Below are 8,697 nucleotides of genomic sequence, written 5' to 3'. Positions count from 1 at the left end.
TGCGCGACCGCGTCGAGAATGCAGAACCCGAGACGGTGCTGCCGCTGGGCCGCGTTCCCGCGTCGGGCGTCCTGTTGACCGCCGGCGTCGATTGCCAAGGGGACCGCATCGAAGTCTCGATCGTCGCTTTTGGCCAGAACCTGCGGCGCTGGGTCGTCGAGCATCGGGTGATCCCGCATTACATCGGTGACGAAGAGGGCCGTGCGGCGCTGAACGCGCTGCTGAAATCGACCTGGCGAACGACGCTGGGGCTGGAGCTCCAGCTCGACATGATGGCCATTGACGAGGGTTCGTTCACGGCGGATGTGCTCGATTGGGCCAAGTCGCATCCCTTTACCCGGGTGATCACGGTGAAGGGTGCCAGCAGCGCGAACGGGCCGGTCCTGCAGCCGCAATCGACGCGGAAAGAAAACGGGCGGGTCGCGAAACGGCAAAAGCGCCGCTGGGTCGTGAACGTGAGCCAGCTCAAGGCCGACTTCTACGGCTGGTTGGCCAAGGAAGACCCTGACGGGCGCGGCTATGTCTCTTTCGCGACCGGACTGGGCGACGAGTATTTCCGGCAGATCACGTCCGAGGTCCGGGTGCTGAAACGCGCATCCTCGGGCGCGATGACATCCAAATGGGAACTGGTCGAGCCGTCGCGGCGCAACGAATGCCTCGACACCATGAACTATGCCGAGGCCGCAGCTCGTAAGAAGAGATGGGCCGCGATGACCGATGAGGAATGGGGCCAGCTGGAGATGGAACGGGGCATCGCGCCGCCGGAACGTCAAGGCGACCTGTTCGATGCTGCGATGCCCTACGTCCCGCTGTCTGAGCAAGCCATGCCACAGACACCTAAAGCCGAAACACCGTCGCCGGCCCCCGCCCCGGCGCAAGAGCCGACCGAGCCGCAGGCCGGCTGGTTGAACGATTCCAGGAGCGATTGGCTGTGAGCTATACTCAGACTGACATCACCGCGCTGAAAAGCGCGATCGCAAAGGGTGCCTCGCAGGTCCGGATCGGTGACGAGCAAGTCACCTTCCGTTCGTTGGCCGAGATGCGCTCTATCCTTGCCGAGATGGAAGCCGAGCTCGCCGGCCCGACTGCGCCAAGCCTGCAGCACTATCCGCAGTTCGTGGATCGTCCGTGATGAACATTCTCGACCGCGCCATCGCGGCTGTCAGCCCCGGCGCCGGGTTGCGGCGTGCCCAGGCGCGCGCCGGCCTGCAGGCGCTGGCGCATTACCGCTCGGCAACGATCACCCGGCGCAGCGCTTCGGTCCGCCCGGCCTCGGGCGATGCGGACGCTGTCGCGGATCTTGCCCGCCGCGCCGTTTCGCTGTCTGTCCGGGACGTGGTCCGCAACAACGGCACGGCCGAGCGAGCGGTGCAGGCGCTCGTCAACGCGATCGTCGGAACGGGTATCGAGCCGAAACTGGTCAGCGACGACGAGGCGCTGCGCTCGGCCTGGCCCGCCAAGGCCAGAATCCTTGACAGCACGCGCATCGATGCCGATGGCGTATCGACCCTTGCCGCGATGATCCGCACTGCGGTCCGCGCGATGGTGATCGACGGCGAGTGCTTCGTGATTTATCCCCGCGAGCCCGGGCCCGGCGGCATGGCGCAATTCCGGGTGCTGGAAGCGGATTACCTGGATGACCGAGTCCAGACCCGTACCACTGGAAACGAAAACTCGATCTATGACGGGATCGAATATGACCGCGCCGGACGGGTCGTCGCCTATCACCTCTACGACGAACACCCGGGCAGCGCGGTCTGGCACCCCGATTGGCGCGGGCTCGAATCGTCTCGGGTTCCCGCTGACCGCGTGATCCACCTCTATCGCGTGGATCGCCCGGGGCAGCGCCGGGGGGTGAGCTGGCTTGCGCCCGTTCTGGAGGACCTCGTTGCGCTTGCCGATAACGACGAGGCGCAGCTCATGCGCCAGAAGATTGCCGCCTGTTTCGCGGCGTTCTGGAAAACGGACAAGAAAGACCCGGCCAGCGGCATCCCGAAAAAGCTGGCGCCCGGCCTGATCCAGCAGATCGGCGAAGACGACGAGGTGGTGTTCGGGAACCCTCCCGACGTGACAGGCTATGACGACTTCGCACGGGTTCACCTGCGCCGGATCGCCTCGGGGCTTGGCATCACTTACGAGGCGCTGACCGGCGATCTGAGCAACGTCAATTTTTCGTCAGCGCGTCTCGGTCGGATCGAGATGGGTCAGAATGTCGAAGGCTGGCAGTGGACGCTGGTAATCCCTCGGCTGTGTCAGCCTATCGGGGATTGGTTTCTGCGTTCCTGGTCGCTTGCCGAGCCACGCATGACGGCAGCACTGATGCGCGCGCGGATCGAGCACACGCCGCCCCCGCCGTTGATCGCAGATCCCAAGACAGAAACTCAGGTCGCGGTGCAGAAGATCGAGGCGGGGCTTTCGAGCCGCCCGGCCGAGATCCGCAAGCTCGGATACGAACCGGCAGAGATCGACGCGGAAATTGCCGCCGATGAGCAGATCCGGCGCGGGCTTGCGGTCCTGAAGGCGCCGACGCAGGCGGCGACCGCCGCGCCCCGGGCAGATGCCGGCGGACAAGACACGAAGGACCCCCAGACAGCAGGAGACGACGATGAACGGTGAGATCTATCTCGAAGGCTCGGTGGGCATGGCCTTCTGGCCGGATGAGCCGCATTTCACGCCCACGATGGTTCGCGAGCAGCTGGCCGGCAAAGGCGATGTGACCGTCTATCTGAACTCGGGCGGGGGGATCGCAGCGGACGGCCTTGCGATCTACCACTTGCTGAAGGATCACCCGGGCGCGGTTGCGATCGTGGTGACCGGCGTGGCCGTGAGCGCCGCAAGCCTCGTAGCGATGGCCGGTGACACGATCACCATGCGCGAAGGCACGATGCTGATGATCCACGATCCGGCCGTGGGCTGGACCGAGGGCCGTGGCACCGAGGACGATCACCGGGCCATCGCCGATTACCTGCAGCGGCAATCCGAAGGCTACGCGGAGATCTACGCCGATCGCGCCGGGATCTCTGCCGACGAGGCGCGCGACATCATGCGGGCCGAGACCTGGTTCACGCCCAACGAGGCGATTGCCGCCGGCTTTGCTGATGCGCTCTTCGAAGAAGCTCCGAAAGCCGCCGCAGCCTTCCCCTACCGTGTCTACGAGAAAGCCCCACAGCAGCTGCTGTCGGGAAGCCGGGCTGGCGGCCCGACGAAGAAGGCCGTCCTGGCCATGATGCGCGGCGGCGCCGCGCCCACCCCGAAGGAGGCACCCATGCCGAAAACCAACGCGGCCGAGATGGCCGATGACGAAGACGAGATCCTCGCCACCGAATCCGGCGAGGACGAGACCGACGCGACCATGATCGACGACGAAGAAGACGATCAGACCGAAGCGGAAGACGAGGGCGACGAAGAAGACGACGACGAGGCTGGCGCGGATTCCGTCGCGATCCTCGACCTGGTGGCGATGCATGGCGGCTCGGTTGCGACCGCGCGCCAGTTCATCGCTGACCGCACCCCCCTGGCGGCCGTGGTCGCCCATTATCGTGAGAAAGGACCGAGCGTGACCAAGCACAAGCCCGGCGGTTCCACCGCCCGGATCACCCGCGACGAGCGCGACACCCGTCGCGCCGGCATGACCGAGGCACTGGCCGCCCAGATCGGTCGCCGGGCTCCCACCGATGACCGCGCCCGCCCCTTCATGGCAATGTCGCTGGTCGAACTCGCGGCCATGAGCTCGGGCCACCGGGGGCCGATGCGGACCGCCTATGACCGCGAACAGGTGTTCATGGCGATGCACACGACCAGCGATTTCCCGCTGGCGCTGCAGAACGCACTGAACAAGGAACTCGAAGGCCGGTATCGCGAAGCCACGCCGACCTATCGCCGGATCGCGCGCCAGAAATCCTTCCGCGACTTCCGCCCGCATCCGCAGGTGCGCCCGGGGGACTTCCCGACCCTGCAGCCCGTCGGCGAGGGTGGCGAAATCAAGTATGGCACCATCGGGGAAAAGGCGGAAACGGTCGCTCTGGCGCCCTACGGCATCGCGCTGTCGATCTCGCGCCAGACGCTGATCAACGACGACATCGGCGCGATTGCCGACATGATCGCCGACCAAGGGCGTGCGGTTGCCCGGTTCGAGGACAGCACCTTCTATGCGATGCTGCTCAGCGGCAGCGGCTCGGACGGCCCGACGCTTCTGGAAACCTCCCGCAAGGTGTTCAATACCACCGACGGCACGAAAGCGGGCACCGCTGCGGCCATCACCGTCGCTTCGCTTTCGGTCGGGCGTGCCGCCATGATGAAGCAGAAAACGCTGGGCGGGCATGATCTTGGCATCCTTCCGTCGATCCTGCTGGTGGGCCCCGACAAGCTGACCGAAGCGCAGCAGGTCGTGGCGCCGATCCAGGCCGCGCAGGCGGGCAACGTCAACCCGTTCGCCGGCACGCTGGAAGTCATCGGCACCGCCAAGATTACCGGGAATGCCTGGTATCTCTTCGCGGATCCGGCGGACCTGCCGAACTTCGTCTACGGCTATCTCGAAGGAGCGACCGCGCCGCGCACGCGCATGGAGGAACCCTTCGGCATGCAGGGGATGCGCCTCAGCCTGGAGCATGACTTCGGCGTCGGCGCGATCGACTTCCGGGGCGGCTACAAGAACGCCGGCGCGTAAGCGCCCGCGCAGCACGACAGCAACGGGGCGCCTGCCGGGCGCCCCTTTTCCATGGCTCAGGCCAGAAAGGGATACCCATGAAGAACTTCATCCAGCCGGGCAAGGTTGTCACCCTGGTGGCGCCCCGCGACGTTCTCAGCGGCGAGCTCGTCGTCGTTGGGCTTCTTGCCGGTGTGGCGCAGCACGATGCGCTGACCGGCGCCGATGTCGAATGTGACACCGAGGGCGTGTTCGACCTTGCCAAGACCGCCGCGCAGGCCTGGGCCACGGTCGGCCTGCCGATCTACGCGATCCCGGGCACCGGCGTCGTCACCACGGCCACCACGACCGGCAACGTGCTGATCGGCACCAACCTTGCCACGGCGGTCAACCCCAGCGCCACCGGCCGCGTCCGCCTGAACGGCTCGGCCCCGGCAGCCGCTGCCTGATGACGCGGCTCTTTGACGGGCTGTCCGGGATCGCGGCTGCGGTCCTGGGCGAGCCCGTTCCCTATACCCCGGCCGGCGGTGAGGCTCGCCTGGTCCAGTCGATCATCCGCCGCACGCCTGTGCGGGCCATCGGCCCGGACGGTGTCGACGAGCTGGTGAACTCTCCGACCTGGCGGGTTCGGCGCGACCTCGTGCCCGAACTAAAGCGCGGGGATCTGGTCGAAGATGCGCAGGGCACGCTGCGCGTCCTCAATGTCTGGCCGCAGGGATCCCCCGCTGCCGACGCGCATCTGATCTGCGAACTCGAAGACACGACCGAGTGAGCGTCAGAGCCCAACCCCTCACAGGAGTGATCTGAATGGCGACCATTGCCGCAACGTCGATGTCGGGCCCGGGCCAGCGCTTGGTGAGTGAGACCACGCTGACCGGCACGGATGATAGCTTCACCTATGTGCAGAACTCGCGACAGGTTCTGATCCTCCGGAACCCGACAGCCGGCGCAATCTCGCCCGTCATCGATGGCGACGGCGCGGACAGCGTCACGCGCGACGGCGTCGGCACGATCGATGTCTCGGGCGGCTATGCGGTCGGCGCCATTGCCGCCGGGGCCGTCCGGGCGATTCCGCTCGACACGATCAGCGCCTATCTGCAGGGCGAGATTGCGATCAACAGTGGCACCGGCCTTGTCGCCGTTTTGCTGAACCGCTGATGAGCATTCAGCGCAAGACCCTGCGCCGCGATCTGATCGACGCGGTGAGCGCCGCTACCGCCGATTTCCCGCTGCTGGCCGGGCGTCCTCTGATCTCGGCATGGTCTAAGGCGCTCGATCCTTCGGCGCTTCCGGTAATCGGAATCGCTGTCCCGACCGAACAGCGCGAGGCGGTCGCACAGGACAGCGACGGCCAGGAGTTCCGCGCGGTGGTCGTCGTCAAGATCGCCTGCCCCGGCGACGATACGTCAAAGGCCGAAGACACGCTGGACGATGCGGCCGAGGCGCTGATCGGCCCGATCGAAGACGCGCTGATGACCGAGGCGCGCGACGTCGCCCTGATCTCATCGGCGATCGACATTTCCGATTCGGGCTCGCCCCGTGTCGGGACCCTGACCCTGACCTTCGGCGCGTCGACCATCCGCGCGCGCAACATCCCCTGAGCGAAAGGACCTAATCGATGCCCGCCCCCGCATATTCGATCACCCCGAAACTGGCGCACGGCAACACCGTCCGAGTCGGCCGTGGCGACACGCCCACCTGGACCCCGATGACCGGCCTGCAGAATGTCGAATGGCCGGATCGCATGCCGAGCGATCTCGACATCACCAACCAGCAATCGCCCGGCTTTGCCGAAGAGAACGTCCCTGGCCTTCTGCCGGCGGTCGATTGGTCGGTTGACATGATCCTGGATGACGGCTCGGCGGGCGACACGACCCTGACAGCACTCAACGCTCGGGACGCCACCACCGCCATGAAAGAGCTGCACCTGCTTGAAGTGGGTGTCGGCGGCAAGACCATCACCTGTGTCGCGTACCTGAAGGACTACAAGCCCGTCGGCACCCTCAAGGGCAATATCCTGATGCGCGCCACCTGGCGCTGCATGGCGACGGTCGCGAACGCTGCCTGATGAGCAATCCTGATCTGGTCGCGGTGCCGTTGCGCGACGGCAGCGAACTGCGCCTGCTCGCCGGGGTAAACCCCCTGTGCGAGTTCGAAGCCGAACTGGCGCGCGCGGGCTTCAACCCCACGCAAGAGATGAAGTTGCTGAACGCAGGTATCAGCGGGACCGTGTCGGCGGTCCGGGCGCTGGTCTGGGCTTTCGCCAGAGATCAGCACCCGGGTCTGACACTTCGTCATGTCGGTGATCTGCTTGGCACGGATGGCGAGGCCCTGCGAAAGGGACTGTCCGAAGCGCTGAACCGTGGCTCGGCCGAGAAAGAAGACGGCGAGACCTCGTCGGGAAAGCCGACGCCCCCGGCGGACTGAGGGAATGGGCCGAGCGCATGGCGGTCGAGTGGATCGCTGCGGGGTTCGATCCGGGGGCGTTCTGGGGGCAAACCCCGCGCGGCATTCAGCGCGCGCTGCGCGGTGCGGAAAAGCGGCGCTTGCGCGCCCTGTCGGACGCCACGACCGCAGCGTGGATCGGCGCACACGCCAATCACGATGATCTGCGCGATTTCCTGAGCGCCCTTGAATCAGGACCGAAGGCGCCGCTGCCGCCAGAGGCGCAGAGCCGCGCGCTTGAAAGCATGAAACAAAAGCTGGGGACGATTTCGATGGAAGAATACCGGGCCCGGTTGCGGGGGCAGGCATGAGCGGATTTGTTGGCCGGCTGCGCGCCACGCTGGGCCTGGATTCTGCGGAGTTCAGCAACAAGCTGCGCGGCGCACGTCAGGAATCGCAGGGCTTTGCCGCCTCGATCGCGCAGGGCATGCGGGGGCTTACCGGCCCGATTCTGGGTGCGTCTGCAGCGCTTGGGACCGTGACGGCCGGCGCCATCGTCGTGCGCAACATCATGCGCGACGTGGCGCAGATCGGTGATGAGGCGCAGCGCGCGGGCCTTCCGGTCGAAGAGTTCCAGGAATGGACGCATGTCGCAACGCAGGCGCGGATCCCTGTCGACGCGATGATTGACGGCTTCAAGGAACTGTCGCTGCGCGGCGACGAATTTGCCGTGACCGGCGGCGGCGCTGCAGCCGAGGCGTTTCAGCGGCTGGGTTTCAGTGCGGACGAAGTAGCGCGGCGCCTGCAAGATCCGTCCGACATGATGCTGGAGATCATTCGCCGCGCGCGCAGCCTTGATCGAGCCGGGCAGATCCGCGTCTTCGACGAACTGCTCGGCGGCGCGGGCGGTGAGCGCTTCGTTGCCCTGATCGACCAGGGTGCCCATGCGATCACCGACACGATGCAACGTGCGCGCGATCTTGGTCTTGTGCTGGATCAGAACGTGATCTCCCGCGCCACGATCCTGAATGAGAAGTTCACCGAGCTGACCGATCGCGCCCGGACATTCTTCCAAGCTGCCACGGTTGCGGTGTTCGCCGGCGGGATCGAGACCTCGGTCGACGCGCTGGAGAACATGTTCGGGACGCTGGAGCGCGCCCGCGCGATCCTCGGCGACGATTTCTTCGAGCATCTGACGGCGTCACCCGAAGATGTGGAACGGATTGAAGAGGTTCGCGAAGGCCTGACAGAGATCGCCATCGCCTATGCCGAGGTGCAGAACGCGATCACCGATGCGCGGCCCGAGCTCGACTATTTCCTGACGGCGCTGCGGCAATCCGGGGAGATCGGCGCGGAACAGGTCCTTCGTGGTCTGATCCGCGAGATGGATTCGCTTCAGGAACGCTGGGCAGCTCAGACAATCAGCGCAGAAGAGTTCCGCGCTGAAGCTGAACTCGTGGAAGACAGGATCTCCGCGATGATCCGGCAGTTCGAAAACATGGATGGCGTCAGCCTGGAAGGCCTGATTGGGCGGATCAATACGTTGACGGGCGCCCTCTCGCGGGCAGCGAGCCAAGCAGCAACCGTTACGGCCTCTCTGCCGATGGACACAGGGCAACCGCTCGACCCGAACGGTCCGATCCTCCCTGGCGATGTCGACATGCGAA

Annotated in this window: 11 protein-coding genes and 1 pseudogene; all 12 read left to right on the top strand. The window is 65.9% G+C overall.

Annotation, left to right across the window (positions count from 1 at the left end; all coding sequences use genetic code 11):
- Window positions 1-935 (top strand): terminase gpA endonuclease subunit (locus JI664_RS23495; protein WP_207016223.1); only part of this gene is annotated, 935 nt, incomplete at its 5' end.
- Window positions 932-1,132, top strand: a complete 201-nt coding sequence (locus JI664_RS23490; RefSeq protein WP_207016222.1) for a phage head-tail joining protein — start codon at window positions 932-934, stop codon at window positions 1,130-1,132. The genes JI664_RS23495 and JI664_RS23490, both read left to right, overlap by 4 nt.
- Complete coding sequence (locus tag JI664_RS23485) at window positions 1,132-2,616, top strand: phage portal protein (RefSeq protein ID WP_207016221.1); 1,485 nt, start codon at window positions 1,132-1,134, stop codon at window positions 2,614-2,616. Before JI664_RS23490 ends, JI664_RS23485 begins: the two co-directional genes overlap by 1 nt.
- Complete coding sequence (locus JI664_RS23480; protein ID WP_207016220.1) at window positions 2,606-4,666, top strand: head maturation protease, ClpP-related; 2,061 nt, start codon at window positions 2,606-2,608, stop codon at window positions 4,664-4,666. The genes JI664_RS23485 and JI664_RS23480 overlap by 11 nt, the downstream gene beginning before the upstream one ends.
- 77 nt (window positions 4,667-4,743) lie before the next feature.
- Window positions 4,744-5,094, top strand: a complete 351-nt coding sequence (locus tag JI664_RS23475) for a DUF2190 family protein (protein ID WP_207016219.1) — start codon at window positions 4,744-4,746, stop codon at window positions 5,092-5,094.
- The gene (locus JI664_RS23470) at window positions 5,094-5,417 is read left to right on the top strand and encodes a head-tail joining protein (RefSeq protein WP_207016218.1); all 324 of its coding nucleotides are present in this window, start codon (window positions 5,094-5,096) and stop codon (window positions 5,415-5,417) included. The genes JI664_RS23475 and JI664_RS23470 overlap by 1 nt, the downstream gene beginning before the upstream one ends.
- Before the next feature lie 35 nt (window positions 5,418-5,452).
- Window positions 5,453-5,803: a hypothetical protein gene (locus JI664_RS23465; RefSeq protein ID WP_207016217.1), complete on the top strand. Its 351-nt coding sequence runs from the start codon at window positions 5,453-5,455 to the stop codon at window positions 5,801-5,803.
- Window positions 5,803-6,246, top strand: a complete 444-nt coding sequence (locus JI664_RS23460) for a hypothetical protein (protein ID WP_207016216.1) — start codon at window positions 5,803-5,805, stop codon at window positions 6,244-6,246. The genes JI664_RS23465 and JI664_RS23460 overlap by 1 nt, the downstream gene beginning before the upstream one ends.
- A 17-nt stretch (window positions 6,247-6,263) precedes the next feature.
- Entirely contained in the window at window positions 6,264-6,713 is a 450-nt protein-coding gene (locus JI664_RS23455; protein ID WP_207016215.1) for a hypothetical protein, read from the top strand.
- Window positions 6,713-7,072, top strand: a complete 360-nt coding sequence (locus JI664_RS23450) for a hypothetical protein (RefSeq protein ID WP_207016214.1) — start codon at window positions 6,713-6,715, stop codon at window positions 7,070-7,072. The genes JI664_RS23455 and JI664_RS23450 overlap by 1 nt, the downstream gene beginning before the upstream one ends.
- Window positions 7,073-7,089: 17 nt before the next feature.
- On the top strand, window positions 7,090-7,401 hold the full coding sequence (locus tag JI664_RS23445; RefSeq protein ID WP_207016213.1) for a hypothetical protein: 312 nt from the start codon (window positions 7,090-7,092) through the stop codon (window positions 7,399-7,401).
- A gap of 200 nt (window positions 7,402-7,601) precedes the next feature.
- Window positions 7,602-8,697: pseudogene (locus tag JI664_RS23440) on the top strand (hypothetical protein); the annotation flags it as partial.

The sequence above is a fragment of the Rhodobacter sp. NTK016B genome (genome assembly GCF_017303295.1).
Lineage (GTDB): Bacteria > Pseudomonadota > Alphaproteobacteria > Rhodobacterales > Rhodobacteraceae > Pararhodobacter.
Note: the sequence above shows the minus strand (reverse complement) of the source record. Positions and strands in the feature narration are given on the sequence as shown.

What these genes read in the sequence shown, in the direction of transcription:
- JI664_RS23485 (WP_207016221.1), top strand. Translation starts at nt 1,132, where the DNA reads ATGAACATTCTCGACCGCGCCATCGCGGCTGTCAGCCCCGGCGCCGGG.
- JI664_RS23480 (WP_207016220.1), top strand. Translation starts at nt 2,606, where the DNA reads ATGAACGGTGAGATCTATCTCGAAGGCTCGGTGGGCATGGCCTTCTGG.
- JI664_RS23475 (WP_207016219.1), top strand. Translation starts at nt 4,744, where the DNA reads ATGAAGAACTTCATCCAGCCGGGCAAGGTTGTCACCCTGGTGGCGCCC.
- JI664_RS23470 (WP_207016218.1), top strand. Translation starts at nt 5,094, where the DNA reads ATGACGCGGCTCTTTGACGGGCTGTCCGGGATCGCGGCTGCGGTCCTG.
- JI664_RS23465 (WP_207016217.1), top strand. Translation starts at nt 5,453, where the DNA reads ATGGCGACCATTGCCGCAACGTCGATGTCGGGCCCGGGCCAGCGCTTG.
- JI664_RS23460 (WP_207016216.1), top strand. Translation starts at nt 5,803, where the DNA reads ATGAGCATTCAGCGCAAGACCCTGCGCCGCGATCTGATCGACGCGGTG.
- JI664_RS23455 (WP_207016215.1), top strand. Translation starts at nt 6,264, where the DNA reads ATGCCCGCCCCCGCATATTCGATCACCCCGAAACTGGCGCACGGCAAC.
- JI664_RS23450 (WP_207016214.1), top strand. Translation starts at nt 6,713, where the DNA reads ATGAGCAATCCTGATCTGGTCGCGGTGCCGTTGCGCGACGGCAGCGAA.
- JI664_RS23445 (WP_207016213.1), top strand. Translation starts at nt 7,090, where the DNA reads ATGGCGGTCGAGTGGATCGCTGCGGGGTTCGATCCGGGGGCGTTCTGG.